The sequence below is a fragment of the Microbacterium sp. No. 7 genome (assembly GCF_001314225.1).
Classification (GTDB): Bacteria; Actinomycetota; Actinomycetes; order Actinomycetales; family Microbacteriaceae; genus Microbacterium.
This window is the reverse complement of record NZ_CP012697.1, coordinates 4,369,558-4,394,231: the sequence shown is the minus strand read 5'-3', so window position 1 is coordinate 4,394,231 and position 24,674 is coordinate 4,369,558. Positions and strand designations below refer to the sequence as shown.

The following is a 24,674-nucleotide window of genomic DNA, read 5'->3' as shown; positions in this document are numbered from 1 at the left end:
GGCCTGGCTACTGCGCGTCGCCGCCGAGGGGGCCGATCGGTGAGATCGGGCCGCCGTCGTCGGCGCCGGTGCTGCGCCAGCGGGCGATCGCGTTGCCGCCGTGGTAGATCGCGAGCGCCGCGACGGTGCCGAGCACGATCGCACCGAACTGGATGCCGCCGACCGTCCACGAGTAGCCCGCGATCGCGACGACGAACGACACGGCGACCGTGAACTGGTTCACCGGCCGCGAGAAGTCCACGCGGTTGTCGACCCAGATCTTCATGCCGATCACGCCGATCAGCCCGTACAGCGCCGTCGTCACGCCGCCGAGCACGCCCGCCGGGATCGAGAAGATGAGCGCGCCGATCTTGGGCGAGAAGGCGAGCAGGATCGCGAGGATGCCGGCGACCCAGTACGCCGCGGTCGAGTACACGCGCGTCGCGGCCATGACCCCGATGTTCTCGCCGTACGTGGTCGTGCCCGAGCCGCCCAGGCCGCCCGCGATCGTCGTCGCGAGGCCGTCGGCGACGAGGGCGCGGCCCGTGTGCCGGTTGATGCCGGCATCCCCCGTCATCGTCGCCACGCCGCGCACGTGCCCCACGTTCTCGGCGATCAGCACGAGCACGACGGGGATGAACATGGGCAGCGCGCCCCACGCGACGGGATCGCCGAACGCCGGGACGTGGAACTGCGGCAGGCCGAACAGCGGTGCGTCGGCGAACGACGTGAGATCGAGCTGGCCCAGGATCGCGGCCGCGACGTAGCCGACGACCACGCCCAGGAAGATCGCGATGCGGCCGAGGAAGCCGCGGAACAGCACGGCGAACACGATGCAGGCGACGAGCGTGATCGTCGCGAGCACGGGCTGCGCGCCGTAGTTCTGCCACGCGACGGGGGCGAGGTTCAGGCCGATGAGCGCGACGATCGCGCCCGAGACGACCGGCGGCATGAGCCGCTCGATCCAGCGTGTGCCGACCGCCTGCACGAGGAATCCGACGCCCGCGAGCAGGATGCCGGCGACGAACACGCCGAGCAGCGCGCGACCGTACTGCTCGGGGGTCTCGAGGGGCGCGCCGTCACCGGGACCGAGCGCGAGGATCGGCGCGATGAACGCGAACGACGACCCGAGATAGCTGGGCAGCCGGTTGGCCGTGAGCACGAGGAAGAGCAGGGTGCCGAGGCCCGAGAACAGCAGCGTCGTCGAGACCGGGAAGCCGGTGAGCAGTGGCACCAGGAACGTCGCGCCGAACATCGCGACGACGTGCTGCGCGCCGATCGCGATCGTCGCAGGCCAGCTCAGCCGCTCGCCGGGGGCGACGACGGCGCCGCGCTCGACGCGACGGCCGTCTCCGTGCAGGGTCCAGATGGGCATGGGTCTCCTTCGACGCGGGGGTTCGACGCTGGGGCCGCCGTCAGCCTACCTGGGAGTCTCCTGAGAGCGCGATGCCGTGCGGCATCCGGTGGTCTCCGCCGCGTCTCCGCCGCAACTCCGCGAGAGTGCATCCGGCGGCCGAGGATGCAGGCGATGACCGCACTCTCGGCCGCCGGATGCACTTTCGGCCGCGAGATGCATTTTCGGCCGCGGGATGCGCTGTGGGGCGGATGCGGGGGTGGGGCGGGTCAGGTGGTGAGGAGGTCGAGCAGTTCGCGGTACTTGGCGCCCGTGCGGGTGACGATGTCGGCGGGGAGCTCGGGCGGCGTGCCCGTCTTGTCCCAGTTGGCGGCGAGCCAGTCGCGCACGATCTGCTTGTCGAAGCTCGCCATCCGCTCCTCGGGCGTCGTGCCCGACCGCCACGCGGCGGCGTCCCAGTAGCGCGACGAGTCGCTCGTGAGCACCTCGTCGGCGAGGGTGAGCACACCGGCATCCAGCCCGAACTCGAACTTCGTGTCGGCGAGGATCAGGCCCTTGGCCTCGGCCGTGCGGGCGGCGCGCTCGTAGATCTCCAGCGACGTGTCGCGCAGTGCCTCCGCGCGCGGGGCGCCCACGAGCTCGACGGTGCGCTCGAAGGAGATGTTCTCGTCGTGCTCGCCGAGGGGCGCCTTGTAGGCGGGCGTGAAGATCGGCGCGGGCAGGCGGTCGCCGTTGCTCAGGCCCTCGGGCAGGCGGATGCCGCACACCGTGCCCTCGGCGCGGTACTCGGCCCAGCCGGAGCCCGTGAGGTATCCGCGCACGACGCATTCCACGGGAAGCATATGCAGTTCGGTCACGATCATGGCACGCCCGGCCACGGCATCCGGCACCGGCTCGCCCGTGAGGTGGTTCGGGATCGGCCGGCCGCCGTCGGCGCCCGCAAGGCGCGCGAACCACCACAGGCTGAGCGTCGTGAGCAGCGCGCCCTTGTCGGGGATGCCGGGCGACAGCACGTGGTCGAACGCGCTCACGCGATCGCTCGCGACCACGAGCATCCGTCCGGGGTCACCGGTCTCGGGGCGATACAGATCGCGCACCTTTCCCGAGTACACGTGGGTCCAGCCGGGCAGGTCGAGGGGTTCGCTCACCCGCTCATTATCCCGGACCGCGCCGCCGCCGCGCCGGTGCCCCGGCCTCCCGACGCCGTCCGCCCCCGAGCATCGTTCACCATTCAGGAGAACGGGCCGGGCGGCCCGCGATCCGGCCGTCCGGGCGGCATTCTTCCTGAGTTGTGAACGGCGAGGGCGCCTGAAGGGGATGCCATGAGCGGATTCCGGGGGTATAGTCCATGTGGACTAGTCGAGAAGGAGTATGTCGTGCCGGATGCCGTCGCCCGCCTGACCCCGCTCGGGATCGTCGTGCTCGGGCTGCTGCGCGAGGACGACATGCATCCCTACGAGATGATGCGGCTCATCCGCCATCGCCGCGACGACCGCCTCGTGCGCGTCTCGCACGGCGCCCTCTATCACACGGTCGCCCGGCTCGGCGGGGCGGGCCTGATCACCGAGGTCGGCACGGAGCGCGACGGCAATCGCCCCGAGCGCACGACGTACGCGCTGAACGAGGCCGGGCGCGCCGCCGCGGAGGCATGGGTGCGGCGCGAGCTGGGTCGCATCGACCGGGGCACGGAGTTCCGGGTCGCCCTGGCGGAGGCGCACGTGCTGCCGCGCGACGAGGTCGCCGCTCTCCTCCGCACGCGCCGGGACGCGCTCGCCGAACAGCTGGAGCAGCTGCGCGCCGGTCTCGCCCGGGCGGGCGCCCGCGGCATCCCCTACCAGTTCCTCGTCGAGGGCGATCGCGATCGCGCGCTCCTCGACGCCGATCTCCGCTGGACCGACGGCCTGCTCGCCGCCCTCGCCGACCCCGCCCTGCCGTGGGGCGCGCGAGAGCTGCCCGAGCAGACGCTGCGGCTCCTCGCCGACCATCGAAAGAGCACCTCGCAATGAACCAGACCACTGGGAACCAGGCCACCGGAAATCCGGCCACCGGAACCACGGCCGCCCGGAAGAGGACCGACGCCCCGCGCAGCCCGTGGCCCGCCCTGTGGGCGCTCGTCATCGGGTTCTTCATGATCCTCGTCGACACCACGATCGTGTCGGTGGCGAACCCCGCGATCAAGGCGGCCCTCGACCCCGGCACGAACAACCTCGACAACGTCGTGTGGGTGACATCCGCCTACCTCCTCACCTATGCCGTGCCGCTGCTCATCACGGGGCGCCTCGGCGACCGCTTCGGCCCGAAGCGCATCTATCTCGTGGGGCTCGCGATCTTCACGATCGCCTCGCTCGGCTGCGGCCTGTCGTCCACCCTCGGGATGCTGGTCGCGATGCGCGCCGTGCAGGGCGTCGGCGCCGCGCTGATGACGCCGCAGACGATGGCCGTCATCACGCGCACGTTCCCCGCCGAGCGGCGCGGCGCGGCCATGGGACTGTGGGGGGCGACGGCCGGCGTCGCGACCCTCGTCGGGCCGCTCGCGGGCGGCCTGCTCGTCGACGCGTTCGGCTGGGAGTGGATCTTCTTCATCAACCTGCCGGTCGGCGTCGTCGGCTTCGTGCTGGCATGGATGCTGGTGCCGAACCTTGGCACGCATCCGCACCGCTTCGACATCGTGGGAGTCGTGCTCAGCGCGATCGCGCTGTTCCTGATCGTGTTCGGCCTGCAGGAGGGCGAGCACTACGACTGGGCGCCGTGGGTGTGGGCGATGATCGCCGGCGGGGTCGTCGTGCTCGCGGTGTTCGTGTGGACGCAGGCGCGCACGCGCAGCGAGCCGCTCGTGCCGTTGGAGCTGTTCCGCGACCGCAACTTCTCGGTCGCGAACATCGCGATCACGACGGTCGGGTTCACCGTGACGAGCATGGCGCTGCCGCTCATGTTCTTCATCCAGCTCGCGCGCGGTCTCACGCCGACGGAGTCCGCGCTGCTCATGGTGCCGATGGCGGTCGTCTCGGGCGCGCTCGCGGCGCCTGCCGGACGGCTGCTCGACCGCGTGGATCCGCGGATGCTGCTCGTGCCGGGCCTCGCGCTCGTCGCGGTGTCGCTGTTCTGGTACGCGGCGCTCATGAACGTCGACACGCCGGTGTGGATGTTCCTGCTGCCGTCGGCGGTCATGGGCCTCGGGAACGCCGGCATGTGGGGACCGCTCGCGACGACCGCGACGCGCAACCTGTCGCCGCGGCAGGCGGGCGCGGGTGCGGGCATCTACAACACGACCCGCACGATCGGCTCGGTCGTCGGCTCGGCGTCGATCGCTGCGTTCATGCAGAGCCGGCTCGAGGCCAACCTGCCCGGCTCCGCCGACGCGCAGGGCGGCTTCGGCGAGGGCGCCCTGCCGCCCTTCGTGGTCGACGGCTTCTCCGCCGCGATGGCGCAGTCGGTGCTGCTCCCCGCCGCCGTCATCCTCGTCGGCCTCGTCGCCGTGCTCTTCCTCCGCCGCCCCGCCGCCCTGCCCGCCCCGCGCTGACCGCGCTCCTCGCGCCGGCGGGCCCCGCGCCCAGCTGGCGGGTTCTGCGCCGAGATGGTGGGTTTCTCACCGAGATGGTGCCCACGAGGTCGGCGAGAAACCCACCATCTCGGCGAGAAGGGCACCGTGTCGGGGGCGGGCGCGGGTAGCGTGGGGGCGTGACGAGCGACTGGATCGAGCATCGGCGGGGCCTCGACGGCGAACTGCTCGGGTGGATGCGGCCCGAGGGCGACGGGTTCGTCGTCGTCGACCTGCTCGGACGCGACCGCACGGACGCGGTGGACTGGCTGGACGCCGAGGACGCCCTCGATGCGCTCGGCATCGGCTACCTCGCCGACATCTACGAGCTGCAGCTCGACGACGGCTCATGGCTGCGCGTGCGCATCGCGGAGGTCTCGCCCGCCCGCATCCGCGTGAAGAAGGACGACTGGGGTGCCGTCGGCGCCCCGCAGATCTATCACGACCTCCCGTTCCCGGCCCCGGCCACCCTGCGCCCCGCACAGCCTGTGCGCTGACGCCCTCCGCGGAGTGGGGTGGGCGAGTGCGTCCATTCCCGCTGGTCGAGTGCTCGCGGCGGGGCCGCGGGTGTGTCGAGACCCTTCCCGCGGACCGTTACCTGGGTTTCGATACGCCGCCTCCGGCGGCTACTCAACCAGCGGGGGTGGGGGGTCGGGTGTGCGGGTGCGAGGGGTCTATTCCCGCTGGTCGAGTGCTCGCGGCGGAGCCGCGAGTGTATCGAGACCCTTGTAACGGACCGTTAGACGGGTTTCGATACGCCGCCTGCGGCGGCTACTCAACCAGCGGGAGTGTGCGGGGGTGAGGGTGTGCGGGGGTGTGCCGGGGCGCCTGGTCCCGCTGGTCGAGTGCTCGCGGCGGAGCCGCGAGTGTATCGAGACCCTTCTCACGGTGCGCTACGCGGGTTTCGATACGCCGCCTGCGGCGGCTACTCAACCAGCGGGAGCGCGGGCGAGGGGAGGGATTCGCTCATGCCGCGGGGCGGGTCCAGACGTCGAGCAGGCGGTCGCGGGCGAGGGCGGCGGCGGCGGCGACGGCACCGGTGACGACGACGTCGGCGCCGAGCTGCGAGATCGCGAGATCAGGCGCGGGCAGGTCCATGCCGGTGGGCAGCGCCTCGCGCGCGGCGGCGACGACCTCGGCGACGCCGGCGGCGATCGCGCCCGTGACGACCACCCGCTCGGGGTCGAACATGCTCCCGAGCGTCGCGACGATGCGGGCGAGCACGACGCCGACCCGGTGCACGATGCGCTGCGCGTCGGGGTCGCCCTGCGATGCGAGCTCGATCACGGCCTGCCCGTCGAGCCGGTCGCGCGGGATCGCCGCGAGGGGCCCCGTGACGTCCCCGCGCTCGATCGCCTCGAGGGCCCACTCGGCGGCGCGCGTGCCGAGGCCGCGTGCGGTGCCGACGCCCTCGACGTGGTCGAACGCCACCATCTCGCCGACGCCCCCGTGCGCCCCGCGCAGCAGGTTCCCGTCGATCACGACGCCCGAGCCGAGGCGCTCGCCGGCGAGCAGCGCGATGTAGCTGCGGCATCCGACGGCCGCGCCGACGCTCCCCTCGGCGACGGCGGCGAGCGAGGCGTCGTTGTCCACGCGCACGAGCGGCGCCCACGCGCGGAACACGTCGGCGAGCCCCGGGTTCATGCGGTCCCAGAACAGGTGGCGGTGGTGCGGCGACCGCCCCGACTCGTCGACCGGCGCGGGAACCCCCACGCACAGCGCGAGCACGTCGGCGCGCGTGCGTCCGGCGGCGCGCAGCGCGTCGTCGACGAGGTCGGCGATCGCGGCGCGCCGGTCGGCCGCGTCGTCGCGGTCGACCTGGCGCGTCGTGCGGCGGATGCCGAGCCGCTGCGAGCGCAGGTCGGTGACGACCGCCGTCAGGTGCGCGTGCCCCGCGTCGACGCCGACGAGCACGCCGGCGTCCTCGCGCAGCTCGAAGCGCCGCGCCGGCCGTCCCTTGCGGTAGTCGCCCACGGCGCGCGCGTTGGGCAGCTCGCGCAGCAGGCCCAGCTCGACGAGCGTGTCCATCGCCTCGATCGTCGTCGAGCGGGTGAGGCCCGTGGATGCCATCGCGTCGGCGGCCGTGAACCCGCCGGCCGCCCACGCGTGCGCGAACACCGCGTCGAGGCTCGGCGGCCTCGTGCTCTTGCCTGCGGGCACCGTCGTCACAGGTCTTGACCTCCCCAACTACGTCCTGCCATACTGCCCCTAGATATTGATTCGATCAACGAATCAAATCACTGGCGAACACCCCCTCGCACTGCCGCGACGGAAAGGACGACAATGCCCCTCGCCTCGAAACCTCGAATCAGGCTGCTCGCCGCGCTGCTCGGCACCGCGGTGGCGGCGACGTCTCTCGCGGGCTGCTCCTCCGACGGCGCCGAGACGATCCGCTTCGCGTTCAGCAAGCGCGAGGCGATCCCGTGGATCACCGACCTCGTGAACGAGTACAACGCCTCGCAGGACGACGTGCACGTCGTGCTCGACACGTCGGGCGTCGACCCCGTCGCGGCGAGCTTCGTGCGCGGCAACCCGCCCGACATCGCGCTCGCCAACTACAACATGGAGACCTCGCGCTTCGTGCAGCGCTGCGTGCTCAGCGACCTCTCCGAGACGACGGCGGCCTCGAGCATCATGGACGGCCTCGACGTGCTGATGGACCAGTACGGGCACTGCGAGGGCCGCACGAGCGCCCTGCCGTACTCGGTCATGGCATCCGCCGTGATCTACAACAAGGAGATCTTCGCGCAGTACGACCTCGAGGTCCCCACCACGTGGGACGAGCTCATCGAGGTGTGCGAGACGCTCAAGGCGAACGGCGTCGACCCGTTCTACGGCACGTTCAAGGACGGCTGGACCATCGGGCAGGGCTGGTTCGACTTCACGACGGGCGGCATGGTCGACACCGTCTCGTTCTTCGACCAGCTCGCCCAGCAGGGCACCGACATCGGCCCCGACTCGCCGGTCTCGTTCCAGAGCGACTTCCTCGCCCCCGTCGAGCGGATGCGCGAGCTCGGCCACACGTACACGAACAAGGATGCCAACAACAAGGCCTACAACGACGGCAACTACGACTTCGCGAACGGCAAGGGCGCGATGTACCTGCAGGGGCCGTGGGCGATCGTCGAGATCTCCAAGATCCTCGAGGACGGGGGCATCGACCCCGCCGAGCGCATCGGCACGTTCCCGCTGCCGATGAGCGACGACCCCGACGCCAACGCCGTGCGCGTGAACATGGACCTCGCCGCCTGGATCCCCGAGGCGTCGCGGCACAAGGAGGCGGCCACGGCGTTCCTCGAGTACCTCTACCAGCCCGAGGTCATCGAGGCCTACAACGAGTCGCAGCTCGGATTCACCCCCACCAAGGGATCGCCCGCCGTGGACGACCCCCGCATGGAGGGCGCCTACGCCGCCTACGAGGCGGGCAAGGTCTACCAGGGGGCGTCGGTGCTCGTGCACCGCTCGGTTCCGATCATGAACTACATGCAGAACCTGATGAACGACGGCGACCCGTCGCGCATGCTCCGCACCATCGACGCCGACATCGCGCGCATCGCGTTCCGCCAGTAGAGACGAAGGAGTTTCTCACCATGTCTTCGACAACGAACGTCGTCACGCAGGGGAAGGCGCGGCACGCGAAGCGCCGCATCGAGCCGGTCTACTGGTGGATGCTGGTGCCGACGCTGGTCATCTTCACGCTGGCGATCACGATCCCGGGCATCATCGGCATCTTCTACAGCTTCACCGACTCCATCGGCATCGGCGACTGGGAGTTCATCGGCCTGACGAACTACGTCGCGCTGTTCAGCGACCCCGCCGTGCTGCAGAGCTATCTGTTCACGATCGGCTTCTCGCTCGTGACGGTGATCGTGGTCAACGTGCTCGCGTTCCTGCTCGCGGTCGGCCTGACCTCCCGCATCCGCTTCAAGACGGGCCTCCGCGCGATCTTCGTGATCCCGATGGTGATCTCGGGCATCATCATCGCCTACGTCTTCAACTTCCTGTTCTCCAACTCCTTCACCTCGCCCGACGGCCTGCTGGGCCTGCCGTGGCCCGAGGTGAGCATCCTCGCCAACCCCGACCTCGCGTGGATCGCGATCGTCATCGTGACGGCGTGGCAGGCGATCCCGGGCACGCTGCTCATCTACATCGCCGGGCTGCTGTCGATCCCGGGCGACGTGTACGAGGCGGCCGACCTCGACGGCGCCAGCAAGACCCAGACCCTGCTGCGCATCACCGTGCCGCTCGTCTTCGGCTACGTCGTGATCAACTTCATCCTCGGGTTCAAGGGCTTCCTGAACGCCTACGACATCATCAAGGGCCTCACCGACGGCGGACCGGGCACCGCCACCCGCAGCATCGCCATGACCATCATCGGCGGGTTCACGAACGGCGACTTCGCCTACCAGATGGCCAACGCGACGGTCTTCTTCATCATCGCGGTGCTCATCTCCATCCTGCAGCTCTCGCTGACGCGCGGAAGGAACGCACTCTGATGACCGCTCAACCCATCATGACGACGTCGACGATCGCGACCGAGGGCGTCAAGCCGCGCTTCAAGATGGAGCGGGTCAACTGGTCGGGCACGATCGTGCTCATCCTGTGCGCCGTCACGGTGCTGCTGCCCCTGTACGTCACGATCTCGATGGCGTTCAAGACGCAGGAGCAGGCGCGCGACACGAGCCAGGCGTTCGCGCTCCCCGCCCCGTTCAGCATCGACGGGTTCGTGGCGGCGTGGAACCTGACCAACTTCCCCGTCGGCGCCGCGATCTCGCTGTTCGTCACGGCCGGCACCGTGGCCGCGACGATCTTCCTCGCCGCGTTCGCGTCGTACGCGATCGTGCGCAACTGGGACAACCGGTTCTTCCGCTACTCGTTCTTCTACCTGCTCGCGGCGATGTTCATCCCCTTCCCCGTCGTGGCGCTGCCGCAGATCCAGCTGACGGGACAGTTCGGCCTCGACAACCCCGTGGGCGTCGTGATCCTCGCGACGATGTTCCAGCTGAGCTTCTCGGTGCTGCTGTTCACGGCGTTCCTGCGCTCGATCCCGCTCGAGCTGGAGGAGAGCGCGCGCATCGACGGCGCGACGACGTGGCAGACGTTCTGGAAGCTCATCTTCCCGCTGCTCGCGCCGATGAGCGCGACGGTCGGCATCTTCGCGTTCCTGTATGCGTGGAACGACTTCATGATGCCGTCGCTCATCATCTCCGACCCGGCGCTCACGACCCTGCCGGTGCGCGCGAACATCTTCCAGACGCAGTTCAGCAACAACTACAACATCTCGTTCGCGTCGTACCTGATGGCGATGGCGCCGGCGATCATCGCCTACCTGTTCACGCAGCGCTGGGTGATGGAGGGCGTGACGCAGGGCGCGGTGAAGGGCTGACATGAGCGCTCCGTGGTGGCGCCAGGCCGTCGTCTATCAGGTCTACCCGCGCAGCTTCGCCGACTCCGACGGCGACGGCCTGGGCGACATCCGCGGCATCCTCTCGCGCGTCGACTACCTCGCCGAGCTGGGCGTGGATGCCGTCTGGCTCAGCCCCTTCTACCCCTCCGCCCTCGCGGACGGGGGGTACGACGTGGCCGACTACCGCGACGTCGACCCGCGGCTGGGCACGCTCGACGACATGGACGCGCTCATCGCGGCGCTGCACGCCGCCGGCATCCGCATCGTCGTCGACATCGTGCCGAACCACACGTCCGACCAGCACGAGTGGTTCCAGGAGGCGCTCGCCGCGGGGCGCGGCTCGGCCGCACGCGACCGGTACATCTTTCGCGAGGGGACGGGAGAAGGGGGAGCCGAGCCGCCGACCGACTGGGTGTCGATGTTCGGCGGCTCGGCCTGGGAGCGCGTCGCCGACGGGCAGTGGTACCTGCACTCGTTCGCCGTCGAGCAGCCCGACCTCAACTGGGGCGACCCCGACGTGCGCGCCGACTTCGTGCGCACGCTGCGGTTCTGGTCGGACCGCGGCGTCGACGGGTTCCGCATCGACGTCGCGCACATGCTCACGAAGGACCTCACCGAGCCGCTGCCGTCGCGCGACGAGCTCGCGCTGATCCCCGTCGACGGCCGGCATCCGCTGCTCGATCGCGACGACGTGCACGACGTCTACGCGGAGTGGCGGGCCGTGTTCGACGCGTACGACCCGCCGCGCACGGCGGTCGCCGAGGCGTGGGTCGCCTCCGACCGGGTGCCGCTGTACGCCCGCCCCGAGAGCCTGGGGCAGTCGTTCAACTTCGACCTGCTGCTCGCCGACTTCGATGCGGCGCAGTACAGGCGCATCGTCACCGACAACCTCGCGCTCGCCGCGCGGTCGGGCTCGTCGAGCACGTGGGTGCTCTCGAACCACGACGTCGTGCGGCACGCGACCCGCTACGGCCTGCCCGCGCCCGCGCGCGGGGCCGACGGCACGCCGCTGCGCAAGCACGGCACCGAGTGGGTGCTCGCGGGCGGGCCCGAGCACGAGCTCGATCGCGAGGGCGGCGAGCGGCGCGCCCGCGCGGCGAGCCTGCTGCTGCTCGCCCTGCCCGGCTCGGCCTACCTCTACCAGGGCGAGGAGCTGGGACTGCACGAGGTCGCCGACATCCCCGACGAGCACCGGCAGGACCCGACGTTCTTCCGCAGCCCCGGCGTCGACCGCGGACGCGACGGATGCCGGGTGCCGCTGCCCTGGACCGCGTCCGGCCCGTCGTTCGGGTTCGGCGAGGGCGGATCGCACCTGCCGCAGCCGGCCTGGTTCGCGCGGCACGCGGTGTCGGCGCTCGCGGAGGACCCGGCATCCACGCTCGCGCTGTACCGGCGCGCGCTCGCGCTGCGCCGCGAGCTGCAGACGGGGGAGCAGCTGGAGTGGATCGACGCCGGCCGCGCCGACGTGCTGCGCTTCCGCCGGCCGAACGGCTGGGAGGTCGTCACGAACTTCGGCACCGAGCCGTACGAGCTCGACGAGGTGGAGGTGCTGCTCGCGAGCACGCCCTCACCCGTCGGCGTCGTCCCTCCCGAGACCACCGTCTGGCTCGCCCCCGCCCCCACCCTCGCTGGTTAAGTAGCGCGCGCAGCGCGCGTATCGAAACCCTTCCCGCGTTCCGATGCGCCGGGGTGCCTTGCCTCGGCCCATGGGAGGGGTCTCGATACGCCCGCGGCTTCGCCGCGGGCACTCGACCAGCGGAGTGTGGCGCCCGCCCCGCCCGCCACCGCCGGGGTGTTCTCACTCCTGCTGGTTGAGTAGCGCGCGGAGCGCGCGTATCGAAACCGTTCCCGCGGTCCGATGCGCCGGGTGCCTTGCCTCGGCCCATGGGAGGGGTCTCGATACGCCCGCGGCTTCGCCGCGGGCACTCGACCAGCGGAGCGTGGCGCCCGCCCCGCCCGCCATCGCCGGGGTGTTCTCACCCCCGCTGGTTGAGTAGCGCGCGGAGCGCGCGTATCGAAACCCCTCCCGCGTTCCGATACGCCGCCCCCGCTATTCCGCGACGCGGGCCGCGATGTCGCGGCGGTAGTGCGCCCCCTCGAGGGTGATGTGCGACAGGGCGTGGTAGGCGCGGTCGCGGGCGGCGCCGAAGGTGTCGGCGACCGCGACGACGTTCAGCACGCGGCCGCCCGTCGCGACGAGGCCGCCGTCGGCCGCGCGGGTCGCGGCGTGCGCGAGGTGCACGCCGTCGGTCGCCGCCGCGGCATCCAACCCGCCGAGCGCACGGCCCGTGACGGGCGACTCCGGGTAGCCCTCGCTCGCGAGCACCACGGTCACCGCGACGTCGTCCGAGAACTCCGGGGCCGGCTGGTCCTCGAGGGTGCCGCTGGCCGCCGCCATCAGCAGCGCCGACAGCGGCGTGCGCAGCCGGGGCAGCACGACCTGCGTCTCGGGGTCGCCGAAGCGCGCGTTGAACTCGATGACCTTCACGCCCGCGTCGGTGAGAATGAGGCCCGCGTAGAGCAGGCCGATGAACGGCGTGCCCTCGGCATCCAGCTGTCGGATGACGGGCTCGGCGACCTCGCGCGTCACGAGCTCCACGAACGCCTGCTCGCCGCCGAACCGCTCGGCGAGCCACGGCAGCGGCGAGTAGGCGCCCATGCCGCCGGTGTTCGGCCCCGCGTCGCCGTCGAGCGCGCGCTTGAAGTCCTGTGCGGGGCTGAGCGCGCGCACGGTGTCGCCGTCCGACACGAAGAACAGCGACACCTCGGGGCCCGAGAGGAACTCCTCGACGAGCACGGCGCCGTCGCCGAGGTACCGGTCGGCGTGCGCGAGCGCGGCCTCGCGGTCGTCGGTGACGACGACGCCCTTGCCGGCGGCGAGGCCGTCGGCCTTGACGACGTGCGGGGCGCCGTAGGCGTCGAGCGCGGCGGCGACCTCGTCGCGCGTCTGCGCGCGCGTCGCGCGTCCGGTGGGCACGCCCGCGGCATCCATGATGCGCTTCGCGAAGGCCTTCGAGCCCTCCAGCTGCGCGGCCGCCCGGCTCGGGCCGAACACGGGGATGCCGCGCTCGCGCAGCGCGTCGGCGACGCCCGCGACGAGCGGCGCCTCGGGACCGATGACGACGAGGTCGATGCGCTCGTCGTTCGCGAAGAGCGTCACGGCGGCCGGATCGTCGGGGTTCAGCGTCGTGACGAGCGTCGCGTCGGCGCCGATGCCGGCGTTGCCGGGCGCCGCGAACAGCTCGTGACCGGCGCTCTCGGCGGCGAGAGCGAGGATGATGGCGTGCTCGCGCGCACCCGATCCGAGGACGAGGATTCTCATCCGTCCAGCCTACCCAGCGCCGCCCCGGCACGCCCCGCGAGGCGGGCCCGCGGGGTGTCTGGGATTCGACCGCGGCATCCTGCGGGTGCGGGCTGCCTCAGCGCACACTTTGCCGCGGTTGAGCGGGGGGTGTTGCCGCGGTTGAGCGGGGCGTGTGGAGTTCGACCGCGGCAAAGTGTGGGTGCGCGCGACCGCGATGCGCACTTTGCCGCGGTTGAAGGCAGGACCGGGTGGGGGATGGGCGGGGCGCCGGGGCAGCCGGGGGGCGCCGGGGTCAGACGGGGTGCTCGCGATCCTGGTCCCAGGGCAGGGTCCAGCGTGCGTGCTCGAACACGGTGTCGAGGATGAACGCCGTGAAGCCCCACACGAGCACGTCGTCGACGATGAACGCCGGCCCCCGGTAGCGCGCGTCGCGGCGGTCGTGCACGGCCATGACGCGGTTCGCGGGGTCGAGCAGATCGGCGACGGGGATGCGGAAGACGTCGACGGTCTCGGCGTGGTCGACCGCGGCGACCTGCGTCGGCCGCTCCCACCAGCCGAGCACGGGCGTCACGCGGTTGTTGCTCACGAACAGCGGGATCGTCGGCAGGGCGCCGAGCACGTCGACCCCGGATGCCGTGAGCCCGACCTCCTCGTTCGCCTCGCGCAGGGCGGTGGCCACGGCATCCGCGTCGCCGGGCTCGGCGCGTCCGCCGGGGAACGACACCTGGCCGGGGTGCGACGAGAGCGTCGACGCGCGCCGCTGCAGCAGCACGTCGAGGTCGCGGGCGACAGCGGCGTCGTGGGTGTCGGCGAGCACGCCGTCGAGCACGCCGAACAGCACGAGCACCGAGGCGTCGCGCGCGACGCCGTTCACCGCGGGAAGCGCGGGCCAGCGCAGCGTCGACACGAGCGAGCGCAACTGCTCGCGGGCGCCGGAGGATGGGCTGGTCACCCTTCCGAGCTTAGGCTCCGGCGCGGCGTCGCGGGTCGGGACCCGTGATCGCCGGCTGTGCGCACTTCTGGGGACACGTCGCGCGCCATGCATCCCGGATCTCCGCGGAAACACCCGGTCGAGGGCATATCCCGCGGCCCGGGAGGTGTGCGACGTTGGCCGGTTCCAGGAATGTTCCGGGGCGCCGTCCCCCGCTTGAATGAAGGAGGTCCGGCTCGTTCGGCGGGAGAGTCGATGCTCCCCCTGCCACGCGATCCCGTCGAGCGATGCCGACCGGCCGGAGCGCCGCCGGGGAGGGGGCGGCGCTCCATGTCGAGGAAGGTCACGCAGGGGGAGGCCATGTCCAGGAAGGCCACGTCGAGGAGAGGGGGCGTCGACCCGAACGGCGCGTCGCGGATCGACAGACGCGGGCTCGTGCGGGGCTCGGCCTGGTCCATGCCGGCCGTCACGGCGACGGCCGTGATCCCGATGAGCACGGCGACCGAGCCGTCGCCCACGTGTCGTCCGGGCCATCTGAAGGTGGAGGCGGCGCACGGATCCCTCGACAGGACAGAGGCCCCCGTCGCGATCCCCGCGTGCATGACGAACGTGCGGTTCGTCATGCACGGCGGCGGCGGTCCCCCCGGCGACGCCGTGCACGGCCCCGGCTCGGTCGTGGAGGGCGAGCTCGAGCTCGCGGCGGGCAGGACGGGGGACATCCTGCTCACGCTCGTCGCCGACGGCACCGGGTCGGCGATCCTCGTCGCGGGCGTTCCGGTCGTCGTCGCCGGGGCCGGCGGGGGCGATGCCGGCTCGAGCTTCGCCGGCGGCTCCGCCGACGTCGCGGTCGCCTCGGTCACGATCACGGCCGGATCGTCGCAGGCGCCCGGTCCCTCGGGGGCGGCCGGGCCCGGAACGGTCGAGGTGTGGTGGAGCTGATGCTCTTCCGGGGCCCGGGGCGCGGGGCCCGGGGCCCGGGGCCCGGGGCGGTCGGCCGGGGCGGCCCACCGTCCCCCGCTGGTTGAGACCCGCCGTCCCCCGCTGGCCGGGGCGCCTCGCCGTCCCTCGCTGGCCGGGGAGCCCCGCCGTCCCCCGCTGGTTGAGTAGCGCGCGCAGCGCGCGTATCGAAACCCGTGTATCGGACCGTTACACGGGTTTCGATACGCCGCCTGCGGCGGCTACTCAACCAGCAGGGGTTGTTACTCAATCGGCGGGGGTTGTCACTCAACCAGCAGGGGCATTCACTCAACCAGCGGGGGTGGTGGGCCGGGGCCGGGGGGAGACGAGGCGGCGGGTGCCTTCGCGGGGGGAAACCCGGAGGCACCCGCCGTCGCGGCGCGTGCGGCGAATGCGGGGGCGCCGCGTACGGTGGAGGCATGCCCCCGCGCATCCCCACCGACGCCGGCCGTGCCGCGCTCGCCGCCGTCGCGCAGGCCGAGACGCCCGCGCGCGCCGACCTCGCGACCGCCGTGCGCTACCTGCTGCAGCTGCTCGCCGAGAAGGCGCCGGGCAACACGGTGGAGGTGCGCGTGCCCCCGTTCGGCGCCGTGCAGGTGGTCGAGGGTCCGCGGCACACCCGCGGCACGCCGCCGAACGTCGTCGAGACGGACGCCCGCACGTGGATCGCGATCGCGACGGGCGCCGAGGCGTGGGCGGATGCCGTGGCGGCCGGCCGCATCGCGGCATCCGGCACTCGCGCCGATCTCGCCCCGCTGCTGCCGCTGCGCCCGTAGGCGCTTCGGCCCTCTGCTCCGCGCCGAGGCTTCGGACCTCCGCTCCGCGCCGAGTAAGCTAAGGCGGGCCTAACTGCGCGCTCCGCGCGCGACCATCGACCGTTGGCGGCTACCTTGCGCTTCTCCCGTGGACTTCTCCTTGCCGGGGCGACGATCGCCCTCGTCGTCACGCCGGCCGTCGCCGCGACCGCGAGCGAGGCGCCGACCGTGCGCGACGCCGCGGTCGGCGCGGCGGGGGCCTGCGAGGTCACGTCGGCCGAGCTCGCGTGGGGGTTCAAGGAGTCGTTCCGCTCCTACGTCTCCGGGTCGATCGCGCACGGAGGATGGGAGACGGTCGACGGCGCCGGCTACGAGACGCCGCAGTTCCGCTTCACGGGCGGCACGGGCGAGACCGGCCCCGACGCCGCGGCGGGCGAGGTGGCCTTCCCCGGCGGCATCGTGTTCACGGGTCACGACGGCCTGCTGAACACGACGATCGCGAACCCCACGCTGCGCTGGACGGATGCCGGAGCCGTGCTGCTCCTCGACATCTCGGGCGTCTCGATGGAGGACGCGCTCGCCGGCGAGACCGAGGCCACCACGACGCCGCAGGTGCCGTTCGTGGAGATCGACCTCTCCGGAGCGGTGCGCGCCGGCGGCGGCTCGCTGGAGGCGGTCGACGCGCCCGCCGCCATCACAGAGGAGGGCTTCGCCGCCTTCCCCAACTACGAGGCGGGCACGGCCTTCGACCCCGTGACGATCTCGATCGCCGCGGACTGCGCCGCCCCCGCCCCGGCCGAGACGGAGGCGCCGACCGAGACGTCGTCGCCCGCCGAGTCCCCGGCCGCGGCCGAGACGGAGGCCGCCGCCGGCGCGGAGTCGTCGGACGGGTCGGGCGGATCGGCGCTCCCCATCGTGATCGCCGGTGCCGCGGCGGCCGTGGCCGGTGCCGTGGCGGCCGCGGTGGCGACGGCGCGCGGCCGGCGGAAGAAGGCCGCCGACGCGGCCGGCAGCGCGTGATGGTCGCGTCGCGCCGTCGCGTGCGCCGCGCGCTCGCCGCGGCGCTCGCCGCCGTCGTGCTCGCCGTGACGGCGTGCGCCCCGGCGTCGCCGCACGGGACGGAGGCGCCGGCGTCGGCGGCGTCGCGCGTGCCGCTGTCGCAGCTGACGGCGCCGGCCGACCCCGCGTCGCTGTCGGGGCCGTCGACGGCGACGCTGACGACGGCCGAGATCGTCCCGGTCGTCGCCGAGCCGTCGCCGCGACTGCCCGTGACGGTGGTCTCGCGCGACCTCGACGGCGAGCGGGAGGTCACCGTGACCGACGTCTCCAGGATCATCGCGATGGACCTGTCGGGGTCGCTCGCCGCCACGGTGTGGGGCCTCGGGCTCGGCGATCGCCTCGTGGGCCGCGACGTGTCCACGACCTTCCCGGGCACCGAGGAGCTGCCCGTCATCACGTCGAACGGGCACTCCGTGAACGCCGAGGCGGTCATCGCGCAGCGGCCCACGCTCGTGCTCACCGACGGCTCGATCGGCCCGCTCGACGTCGTGCAGCAGCTGCGCGACGTCGGGATCACCGTCGTGTTCGTCGACACGGCGTCCTCGTTCGACGGGGCCGCCGACCGGGCGCGCGCGGTCGCCGCGGCGCTCGGCGTCGACGAGGCGGGCGAGACGCTCGCCGCGCGCATCCACGCCGACGTCGATCGCGTGCGCGCCGAGATCGCGGCGCTCGCGCCGGCCGACGACGCGCGCCGGCTGCGCATCGTGTTCCTCTACATCCGCGGCGCGTCGGGCGTCTACTACCTGTTCGGCTCCGAGTCGGGGGCCGACGACCTCATCACGAGCCTCTCGGCGATCGACGTCGCGGGCGAGCTCGGCTGGAAGGGGATGCAGCCCCTCACCGACGAGGCGATGGTCGCGGCCAACCCCGATCTCATCCTGGTGATGACGGCGGGCCTCGCCTCGGCCGGGGGCGTCGACCGCCTCATCGCCGACAAGCCCGCGATCGCGCTCACGAACGCGGGCAGGAACCGCCGTTTCGTCGACATGGCCGACGGCCAGATCCTCTCGTTCGGCCCCCGCTCCGCCGACGTGCTCGACGCGCTCGCGCGCGCGATCTACGTGCCGGAGGCCGCCGAATGATCGTGGATGCCGGAGACGCCGTCGACGGCGCGGGGATCCTCCGGTGACCGTGGGCGCGCGCACGGCCGGGCGGCGGATCGCGTTCTTCGCGGGCGCCGCGGTGCTGCTGCTGATCGGCGTCGTGCTCTCCGCCGGCATCGGGCAGCTGCCGATCGGGCCGGCGGAGGTCGTGGGGTCGCTGCTGCGCGCCGTGGGCGTGCCGAACGCGTGGGCGCCGTCGGACGCGCTCGTCGAGCAGACGCTGTGGCAGATCCGGTTCCCGCGCGTCGTGATGTCCCTGCTCGTGGGCGCCCTGCTGGCGATCGCCGGCGCGGTGATGCAGGCGATCTTCGCCAATCCGCTCGCCGAGCCGGGCGTCGTCGGCGTCTCGTCGGGCTCGGCCGTAGGGGCCGCGCTGGCGATCACCTTCGGCGTGACCGCGATCGGCTCGTGGGCGACGGCCGCCTTCGCCTTCGCGTTCGGGCTCGTCACGACCCTCGTCGTCTACGCGACGGCCCGGGCGCAGGGGCGCACCGAGACGGTGACGCTGCTGCTGACCGGCATCGCGGTCAACGCCTTCGCGGGCGCGGCGCTCGCGCTGCTGATGTTCGTCGGCGACTCGTCGTCGCGCGAGCAGATCGTGTTCTGGCAGCTCGGCTCGATGAACGGGTCGCGCTGGCCGGAGGCCCTGGTCGTGTGCGTCGTCGGAGTCGTGTGCGCGGCCGGCGCGATCGCGCTCGGGCGGCAGTACGACCTGCTCGCGCTCGGCGACCGCACGGCGGCGCACCTGGGGGTGCGCGTCGAGCGGCTGCGGATCGCGTCGATCGTGTTCGTCGCCCTGCTGACCGCGGTGTCCGTCGCGTTCGCCGGCATCATCGCCTTCGTCGGCCTCGTCGTGCCGCACATCGTCCGCATGCTGCTGGGCCCCTCGGCGCGCACGCTGCTGCCCGCCTCGCTGCTGGGCGGCGCGATCATGCTCGTCTACGCCGATCTGCTCGCGCGCACGCTGATCGTCTCGGCCGACCTGCCCATCGGCATCCTCACGTCGCTGGTCGGCGGGCCGTTCTTCTACTGGCTGATCCGCCGCAATCGCCGGCGCTCGGGAGGCTGGGCATGAACGCGTACACGCTGCGCGGGGTCGGCCTGCGCGTCGGCGCCGCGACGATCCTCGACGACGTCTCCCTCGAGGTCGGCTACGGGCGCGTGCTGGCCCTCGTCGGCCCGAACGGCGCGGGCAAGTCGTCGCTGCTCGGGGTGCTCACGGGCGACGTGCGGCCGACGGCGGGCGAGGTGCTGCTCGACGACCGCGCGCTCGACGCCTGGTCGGCGAGCGAGCTGTCGCGCGCCCGCGCGGTGCTGCTGCAGTCCAACCAGGTCGCGTTCTCGTTCACGGTCGCCGAGGTGGTCGAGATGGGCCGCGCGCCGTGGACCGGGAGCGCGCACGTCGCCGACGACGAGGGGATCATCGCGGACGCCGTGCGCCGGACCGACGTCGAGGGCCTGCTCGATCGCGACTACGCGTCGCTGTCGGGCGGCGAGAAGGCGCGCGCGTCGCTCGCCCGCGTGCTCGCGCAGGACACGCGGATCGTCATGCTCGACGAGCCGACCGCGGCGCTCGACCTGCGCCACCAGGAGGACGTGCTGCGCATCGCCCGCGAGCTGGCCGGCCGCGGCCGTGCCGTGATCGTGGTGCTGCACGACCTGTCGCTCGCCGCCGCCTACGCGGACGAGGTCGCGATCATCGACCGGGGTCGTCTCGAGGTGCGCGGCGATCCCCACCGGGTGATGACGCAGGAGCGCATCGAGCGCGTGTACGGCACGCCCGTCCGCATCGTGCCCGATCCGGACACGGGGCGTCCGATGGTGCTGCCGCGCCGCGGTCTCTGAGCCCGGGCGGCGTGCGGGGCTGAGCGGGGCGACGGCGTCGCCGTGGCCGTGATGGTGGCGGTGGCGGTGGCGGTGCAGCGAAACATCGCGGCAATGAGCCGAGGCTAACCTACATGAGGCTTGCCTTAGCTTGTTTAGGCTAAGCTAAACGCAAACTGTGTGTTACCTGAGCGCACAGACCCTGACCGACACCGGGAGGCTTCGTCGTGGAAAGCGTCGTGGAGAGAACCAGAAGGCCGTCGCTGCGACGGGCCCTCGCAACACTGCTGTCGGGCGCGCTCGTCGCGTCCGCAGCGCTGATCGGCGTCGCAGCGCCGGCCCAGGCGGCATCCACCGCATCCCTGGACGTCAGCGTCACCGAGATCCCGAACGACAGCATCGTGGTCGACATCACCGGTGACGGCTTCGAAGACGCACCGCAGTACCCGGGTCAGACCACCAAGCACGTCTACGTCGCGCTCGTCGAGGCGGGCAGCCTCTCCGTCGACCAGGGCTCGACGCCGAACGCGGCCCCCGACGTCGACGCGAACGGCTCGATCCAGGCGACCCTGACCGAGAGCGCGGCCAACCTCGACCGCGAGTCGTCGTACGAGATCATCGCCTGGCCGTCGCGATCGAACCCCGAGGCGGGCAACATCATGGCGCGCACGCCCGTGCCGATCGACTGGGACGCGCTGTATCCGCCTGCGCCGACGCCCACGCCGACCCCCACGCCGACGGCTACTCCGACTCCGACGGCTACTCCGACGCCGACGGCGACGCCTACTCCGACGGCCACGCCTACTCCCACGGCGACTCCGACGCCGACCGCGACTCCGACGCCCACGGCGACGCCTACTCCGACGGCGACTCCGACGCCGACGGCCACTCCCACGCCGACGGCCACCCCGACCCCCACGGCGACTCCGACGCCGACCGTGACCCCCACCCCCACGCCGAACCCCGACGTGCCGGAGGTGACGGTCGCGCTCGACAAGAAGACGGGCCTGAACCCGGCCGGTGACACGATCACGGTGACCGGCACGGGCTTCGTGCCGAACCCGCCCGGCACGAACGGCACGCGTGCTCCGCTCTCGGGCAAGTTCGGCGGCTCGTATGTCGCGTTCGGGTACTACGACGGCACGACCTGGAAGGCCGCCGGCCGCGGTGCCGATTACACGAAGTGGGCGCTGGATGCCAGCGGTGCCGCGACGGTCGGCGGTGCGGACGCCGGTGCGGTCGTGATCGACGATCAGGGTGGCTTCACGCTGCAGATCGGGGCGCTGGAGATGGACGGCGCTCCCGAGGATGCGCGCTACGGCGTGCGCACCTACGCGGGCAGCGGTTCCACCTACGCGGCGTTCTCGACGTTCACCGAGGTGACCTTCGCCCCCGCGCCGAAGGTGTTCACGCCCGCGATCGACGTGTTCCTCGCCGACGGCGTGACGCCCTACACGGGTCAGCCGATGGCCGAGGGCGACGCGCTCGTCGTGCGCGGCACCGGGTTCGACCCCGCGGCCAACGTCGGCGGTCAGGGCGTGCCGATCCCGGCCGATCTGCCGCAGGGCACGTTCGTGGTGTTCGGCAGCTTCGCCGACACCTGGCAGCCGTCGACGGGCGCCGAATCGAGCCAGCGCACCATGAACTCCGGCTCGCGCGTGTGGGCACTGGCGGAGAGCGTGCTCGAGCAGGTGCCGCCGCAGTTCCGCTACATCATCCAGGACGCGTGGGCGCCGCTGGACGAGGACGGCGCCTTCGAGGCGACGGTCACGCTGCTGAGCCCCGCGGCCCCGCTCGACGGCGGCAACTGGGGCATCTACACCTACCCCGGTGGCGTGGGAACGCCGCCGAACGCGGCCCAGGAGCTGGCGGTCCCCGTGGCCTTCACGCCGGCCGCGCCGACGCCGACCGCGACGCCGACTCCCACGGCGACGCCGACGCCGACGCCCGAGGTGCCGGAGGTGACGGTCGCGCTCGACAAGAAGACGGGCCTGAACCCGGTCGGTGACACGATCACGGTGACGGGCACGGGCTTCGTGCCGAACCCGCCGGCCACCGATGGCACGCGTGCTCCGCTCTCGGGCAAGTTCGGCGGCTCGTACGTCGCGTTCGGGTACTACGACGGCACGACCTGGAAGGCCGCCGGCCGCGGTGCCGACTACACGAAGTGGGCGCTGGATGCCAGCGGTGCCGCGACGGTCGGCGGTGCGGACGCGGGAGCGGTCGTGATCGACGACGAGGGTGGCTTCACGCTGCAGATCGGTGCCCTGGAGATGGACGGCGCTCCCGAGGATGCGCGCTACGGCGTGCGCACCTACGCGGGCAGCGGTTCCACCTACGCGGCGTTCTCGACGTTCACCGAGGTGACCTTCGCCCCCGCGCCGACCGTGACGCCGACACCCACGGTGACGCCGACTCCGACGGTGACGCCGACGCCCACGGTGACGCCGACGCCCACGGTGACGCCCACGCCCACGGTGACGCCCACGCCCACCGTGACGCCGACGCCCACGGTGACCCCGACGGTCACTCCGACGCCCACCCCGACCGTGACGCCGGCGCCGAACGCGCCGACGGTGACGGTGACCCCGAACGCTCCGCTCGACCCCCGCGTCGAGAACGTGCTGACGGTGACGGGCACGAACTTCACCGGCCCCGGTGCCGCCGACGGCGCATACGTGCTCTTCGGCGAGACCTCGGTGTGGTCGGGCGGCTCGGCCCTGCCGAGCGACGGCTGGATCGCACAGGGCTGGGTGCAGCCGAGGAACATCAGCGGCGGCTCGTTCACGACGACGCTGACGATCCCGGCCGGGGTGCTCGATCCGGCGAAGACCTACCAGGTCGTCACGTCGGCCGCGCACGGGCTGTCGGCGACCGACCGCTCGCTGGACACCTTCACGCCGGTGCCGGTGGCGAACGTCGTCACGCCGACGCCGACGCCGACGGTGACCCCGACGCCGACGGTCACCCCCACCCCGACGGTGACCCCGACCCCGACGGTGACGCCCACCCCGACGCCGCAGCCCCAGGGCCCGCGGGTCACGGTCACCCCGAACAGCGGGCTCGACCCCGCGATCGAGAACGTCCTGACGATCCGCGGCACGGGCTTCTCCGGTCCCAGCGCTCAGCACGGCGTGTACGTGCTGTTCGGTGAGACCTCCGTGTGGTCGGGCGGCTCCGCGCTGCCGAACGACGGCTGGATCGCCATGGGCTGGGTGCAGCCGAGCCAGCTCTCGAACGGGGCGTTCACCACGACGCTGACGATCCCCGCCGGCACGCTCGACATGGCGAAGTCGTACCATGTCGCGACCTCCGCCGCGCACGGGCTGTCGGCCACGGACCGGTCGCTCGACACCTTCACGCCCGTGCGGGTCGGCGCCGACGCGCCCGAGACGCCGGACGACGGCGGGCCGTCGATCGCGCTGAGCACGGTGACCGTCGCGCAGGGCGGAACGCTCACGGTGCGCGGCACGGGCTTCCCGGCCGGCCTGGAGGCCATCGTCACGGTCAACTCGGAGCCGTTCGTGCTGGGCAAGGCCGCGGTCGACGCCGCGGGCGCGTTCAGCGTGACGGGCACGATCCCGGCCGGGTTCGCGGTCGGCGCGCACACCGTCGTCGCCGTGGCCGGTGACGCCTCGGTCTCGCGGCCCATCACGGTGACGGCCGCCGCGACGGTCACGCCGACCCCGCCGGGCAGCCAGGGCGGCACGGGCGGTGCCGGAGGCACCGGAAGCACCGGCCAGGGCGGCTCCAGCGGCTCGGGCAGCGCCGGCGAGAAGCAGTGCGTCGCCGGCGGCGTCGCGGGTGCGACTCTCGAGTGGGGCGTGAAGCAGAGCTTCCGCAGCTACGTCGAGGGTCCGATCGCGAAGGGCTCGTACTCGATCGGCTGGGGCGCCGGCTCGGGCTCCTACAAGTCCGACGTCCAGCGCGGCTCGGTCGCCTTCGGCGGCTCGGCATCGTTCACCGGTCACAGCGGCCAGCTCGACCTGACGATCTCGAACCCCCGCATCGAGATCTACGGCGCGGGCTCGGCGGCGCTGTTCGCCGACGTCTCGTCCAAGGGATACGGCGGCAGCGCCGGCCTGAACGCGAGCGGCGTGCTGCTGGCCGACCTGTCGCTGCCGGCGGCGTCCACCTCGGGCGGCGTCGTCAGCTGGTCGGGCGCCTCGGCGACGCTCTCCGACGCGGGAGCCGCCGCGTTCGCGGGCTTCTACAGCGCGGGCACCGACCTCGACGCGGTGTCGTTCACGCTGCCGATCGGCGCAGACGTGCCGTGCACCGCGATCACGTCGGGCGGCCTCGCGTCGACCGGCGGTGAGAGCCCGTACAGCACGCTCTGGATCGGACTCGCCCTGCTCGCGATCGGCGGCGCCCTCGTCGTCGCCCGTCGTCGCGCTCAGCGCGTCTGACATCCGTCCGGAGGGCTCCCGGCACCGCGATCGCGGCGCCGGGAGCCCTCCGGC

General features: G+C 72.6%; 19 protein-coding genes. 14 read left to right on the top strand and 5 right to left on the bottom strand.

Annotated elements, in window-relative coordinates; all coding sequences use genetic code 11:
* Positions 1-7 precede the first annotated feature (7 nt).
* Together AOA12_RS20335 and AOA12_RS20330 are read right to left on the bottom strand one after the other, a co-directional pair.
* On the bottom strand, positions 8-1,354 hold the full coding sequence (locus tag AOA12_RS20335; RefSeq protein ID WP_054686571.1) for a uracil-xanthine permease family protein: 1,347 nt from the start codon (positions 1,352-1,354) through the stop codon (positions 8-10).
* Positions 1,355-1,602: 248 nt separating this feature from the next.
* Positions 1,603-2,481, bottom strand: a complete 879-nt coding sequence (locus AOA12_RS20330) for a phosphoribosylaminoimidazolesuccinocarboxamide synthase (protein WP_054686570.1) — start codon at positions 2,479-2,481, stop codon at positions 1,603-1,605.
* Positions 2,482-2,709: 228 nt separating this feature from the next.
* On the opposite strand from AOA12_RS20330, the gene AOA12_RS20325 reads away from it, so the two are divergent.
* The 3 genes from AOA12_RS20325 to AOA12_RS20315 all read left to right on the top strand — a co-directional run bounded on the left by AOA12_RS20325 (position 2,710) and on the right by AOA12_RS20315 (position 5,368).
* Positions 2,710-3,339 (top strand): PadR family transcriptional regulator, encoded by a 630-nt coding sequence (locus AOA12_RS20325; protein WP_054686569.1) that lies wholly within the window; start codon positions 2,710-2,712, stop codon positions 3,337-3,339.
* Positions 3,340-3,461: 122 nt separating this feature from the next.
* A complete protein-coding gene (locus tag AOA12_RS20320) occupies positions 3,462-4,853 on the top strand; it encodes a DHA2 family efflux MFS transporter permease subunit (RefSeq protein ID WP_231637264.1) in 1,392 nt (463 codons plus the stop codon).
* Positions 4,854-5,011: 158 nt separating this feature from the next.
* Positions 5,012-5,368: a hypothetical protein gene (locus AOA12_RS20315; protein ID WP_054686568.1), complete on the top strand. Its 357-nt coding sequence runs from the start codon at positions 5,012-5,014 to the stop codon at positions 5,366-5,368.
* Between the two features lie 469 nt (positions 5,369-5,837).
* On the opposite strand, the gene AOA12_RS20310 is transcribed toward AOA12_RS20315, so the two are convergent.
* On the bottom strand, positions 5,838-7,040 hold the full coding sequence (locus AOA12_RS20310; RefSeq protein ID WP_054686567.1) for an ROK family protein: 1,203 nt from the start codon (positions 7,038-7,040) through the stop codon (positions 5,838-5,840).
* Positions 7,041-7,154: 114 nt separating this feature from the next.
* Between AOA12_RS20310 and AOA12_RS20305 the strand changes: the two genes are divergently transcribed.
* Genes AOA12_RS20305 through AOA12_RS20290 form a run of 4 tightly spaced genes read left to right on the top strand, consistent with a single transcriptional unit; the run spans position 7,155 to position 11,914 of the window.
* Positions 7,155-8,441: an ABC transporter substrate-binding protein gene (locus AOA12_RS20305; RefSeq protein WP_054686566.1), complete on the top strand. Its 1,287-nt coding sequence runs from the start codon at positions 7,155-7,157 to the stop codon at positions 8,439-8,441.
* A gap of 20 nt (positions 8,442-8,461) precedes the next feature.
* Entirely contained in the window at positions 8,462-9,367 is a 906-nt protein-coding gene (locus tag AOA12_RS20300) for a carbohydrate ABC transporter permease (protein ID WP_054686565.1), read from the top strand.
* Positions 9,367-10,257 (top strand): carbohydrate ABC transporter permease, encoded by an 891-nt coding sequence (locus tag AOA12_RS20295; protein ID WP_054686564.1) that lies wholly within the window; start codon positions 9,367-9,369, stop codon positions 10,255-10,257. The genes AOA12_RS20300 and AOA12_RS20295 overlap by 1 nt, the downstream gene beginning before the upstream one ends.
* A gap of 1 nt (position 10,258) precedes the next feature.
* A complete protein-coding gene (locus tag AOA12_RS20290) occupies positions 10,259-11,914 on the top strand; it encodes a glycoside hydrolase family 13 protein (protein WP_054686563.1) in 1,656 nt (551 codons plus the stop codon).
* Between the two features lie 414 nt (positions 11,915-12,328).
* On the opposite strand, the gene purD is transcribed toward AOA12_RS20290, so the two are convergent.
* Complete coding sequence (gene purD / locus AOA12_RS20285) at positions 12,329-13,600, bottom strand: phosphoribosylamine--glycine ligase (protein WP_054686562.1); 1,272 nt, start codon at positions 13,598-13,600, stop codon at positions 12,329-12,331.
* A 274-nt stretch (positions 13,601-13,874) separates the two neighbouring features.
* Complete coding sequence (locus AOA12_RS20280) at positions 13,875-14,534, bottom strand: NUDIX hydrolase (RefSeq protein ID WP_054686561.1); 660 nt, start codon at positions 14,532-14,534, stop codon at positions 13,875-13,877.
* A 339-nt stretch (positions 14,535-14,873) separates the two neighbouring features.
* On the opposite strand from AOA12_RS20280, the gene AOA12_RS20275 reads away from it, so the two are divergent.
* The 7 genes from AOA12_RS20275 to AOA12_RS23745 all read left to right on the top strand — a co-directional run bounded on the left by AOA12_RS20275 (position 14,874) and on the right by AOA12_RS23745 (position 24,620).
* Positions 14,874-15,452: a hypothetical protein gene (locus tag AOA12_RS20275; protein WP_156366618.1), complete on the top strand. Its 579-nt coding sequence runs from the start codon at positions 14,874-14,876 to the stop codon at positions 15,450-15,452.
* 437 nt (positions 15,453-15,889) lie between these two features.
* Complete coding sequence (locus AOA12_RS20270) at positions 15,890-16,246, top strand: sterol carrier family protein (RefSeq protein ID WP_054686559.1); 357 nt, start codon at positions 15,890-15,892, stop codon at positions 16,244-16,246.
* A gap of 102 nt (positions 16,247-16,348) precedes the next feature.
* Positions 16,349-17,245, top strand: a complete 897-nt coding sequence (locus AOA12_RS20265; RefSeq protein ID WP_082406421.1) for an HtaA domain-containing protein — start codon at positions 16,349-16,351, stop codon at positions 17,243-17,245.
* Positions 17,245-18,366: a heme/hemin ABC transporter substrate-binding protein gene (locus AOA12_RS20260; RefSeq protein WP_054686557.1), complete on the top strand. Its 1,122-nt coding sequence runs from the start codon at positions 17,245-17,247 to the stop codon at positions 18,364-18,366. The genes AOA12_RS20265 and AOA12_RS20260 overlap by 1 nt, the downstream gene beginning before the upstream one ends.
* 43 nt (positions 18,367-18,409) lie before the next feature.
* Positions 18,410-19,462 carry a FecCD family ABC transporter permease gene (locus AOA12_RS20255; protein WP_054686556.1) on the top strand — a complete coding sequence of 351 codons (1,053 nt, stop codon included), beginning with the start codon at positions 18,410-18,412 and terminating at the stop codon, positions 19,460-19,462.
* Positions 19,459-20,232, top strand: a complete 774-nt coding sequence (locus tag AOA12_RS20250) for a heme ABC transporter ATP-binding protein (RefSeq protein WP_054686555.1) — start codon at positions 19,459-19,461, stop codon at positions 20,230-20,232. The genes AOA12_RS20255 and AOA12_RS20250 overlap by 4 nt, the downstream gene beginning before the upstream one ends.
* A gap of 218 nt (positions 20,233-20,450) precedes the next feature.
* Positions 20,451-24,620 (top strand): HtaA domain-containing protein, encoded by a 4,170-nt coding sequence (locus AOA12_RS23745; protein WP_054686554.1) that lies wholly within the window; start codon positions 20,451-20,453, stop codon positions 24,618-24,620.
* Positions 24,621-24,674: the final 54 nt, after the last annotated feature.

Coding starts and splice junctions, on each gene's coding strand:
- AOA12_RS20290 (WP_054686563.1), top strand. CDS start 10,259: ATGAGCGCTCCGTGGTGGCGCCAGGCCGTCGTCTATCAGGTCTACCCG.
- AOA12_RS20335 (WP_054686571.1), bottom strand. CDS start 1,354: ATGCCCATCTGGACCCTGCACGGAGACGGCCGTCGCGTCGAGCGCGGC.
- AOA12_RS20250 (WP_054686555.1), top strand. CDS start 19,459: ATGAACGCGTACACGCTGCGCGGGGTCGGCCTGCGCGTCGGCGCCGCG.
- AOA12_RS20305 (WP_054686566.1), top strand. CDS start 7,155: ATGCCCCTCGCCTCGAAACCTCGAATCAGGCTGCTCGCCGCGCTGCTC.
- AOA12_RS20320 (WP_231637264.1), top strand. CDS start 3,462: ATGATCCTCGTCGACACCACGATCGTGTCGGTGGCGAACCCCGCGATC.
- AOA12_RS20270 (WP_054686559.1), top strand. CDS start 15,890: ATGCCCCCGCGCATCCCCACCGACGCCGGCCGTGCCGCGCTCGCCGCC.
- AOA12_RS20295 (WP_054686564.1), top strand. CDS start 9,367: ATGACCGCTCAACCCATCATGACGACGTCGACGATCGCGACCGAGGGC.
- AOA12_RS20300 (WP_054686565.1), top strand. CDS start 8,462: ATGTCTTCGACAACGAACGTCGTCACGCAGGGGAAGGCGCGGCACGCG.
- AOA12_RS20275 (WP_156366618.1), top strand. CDS start 14,874: ATGTCCAGGAAGGCCACGTCGAGGAGAGGGGGCGTCGACCCGAACGGC.
- purD (WP_054686562.1), bottom strand. CDS start 13,600: ATGAGAATCCTCGTCCTCGGATCGGGTGCGCGCGAGCACGCCATCATC.
- AOA12_RS20260 (WP_054686557.1), top strand. CDS start 17,245: ATGGTCGCGTCGCGCCGTCGCGTGCGCCGCGCGCTCGCCGCGGCGCTC.